Raw genomic sequence first — 922 nt, 5'->3', positions numbered from 1 at the left:
GGATTACGAAGATGGCTTTTTTACAATTCTTTTTTTTATGGTGGAAATAATAACCATTGTTATTAAAATATATAGCTAGAGCCAGACATTCTATTTTCACACGCTGTTGAGGCTGTTTCTCAAAATAATTTGTTGGATTCAAGTGTTTTAAGAATATTTTAGAGTAGTTTTCTAGCATGATTAACACACTCTATCGAGGATTATCTATAAAATGGTAGAATATTACTAGGTAAGGAATATACAGAGTGAAGAGATAGAGGTATGCCACAGAAAAACGAAAATGATCCATTTATTATGAATCAGGATAAAGTAAATAAGGCAATCGCTGATTTCTTGAAGCAACTTTCGTTTCAGAATATTATACATACTACAACGAGTAGAGTTCCTGATGTGACAGGAGAAAAAGCCGGATGGAAGGTAAATGTAAAATCAAAAGGTTCCCAAGCGAAAAACCATGAGGCTGACACTGTATTCGATGATTCCCAACTCACTTCTCATTTATCCGACCAAGTCCGTCAGTTGGTGAGTTATTTCCAGAATTCAGCTGGAGAAGAGATATTCATAATTGGCAACCCGGATATTCCTCGTATTCGAGAAAAAGTTAAAGGAATGAAAAAAGTGCTCAATGTATTGGGATTCACGCGCTTTTGGGTGCAGAAAGACTACAGTGTACGGGTAGAAGCTAAGGGATACGTAAAAGAATTACTTCAATTATTGGGCGTACCAATCTATGCTTACAATGAAGGAGTATAGATGTATTGCAAGAACCATTAGCTAAACGAGCTATACAAAAGACTATAGAACGGGTAAGTGGTTTGGATTTCATTGACAGAGGCAACGTAAGAGAAGAATGGTATCTTCAATCTTATCGTCATATCCTATTTAAAACTATAAAGATTCGGAAGTGTAAGGGATGAATATA

1 protein-coding gene is annotated in these 922 nt (G+C 35.5%); it reads left to right on the top strand.

What is annotated here, in order from left to right; genetic code table 11:
• Positions 1 to 261: 261 nt before the first annotated feature.
• Positions 262 to 753: a hypothetical protein gene (locus ADA01nite_RS21760; protein ID WP_146812512.1), complete on the top strand. Its 492-nt coding sequence runs from the start codon at positions 262 to 264 to the stop codon at positions 751 to 753.
• The last annotated feature ends 169 nt before the right edge of the window (positions 754 to 922 follow it).

The sequence above is a fragment of the Aneurinibacillus danicus genome (assembly GCF_007991215.1).
Taxonomy (GTDB): domain Bacteria; phylum Bacillota; class Bacilli; order Aneurinibacillales; family Aneurinibacillaceae; genus Aneurinibacillus; species Aneurinibacillus danicus.
The sequence above is the reverse complement of the archived record's forward strand: the minus strand, read 5'-3'. Positions and strand labels throughout refer to the sequence as shown.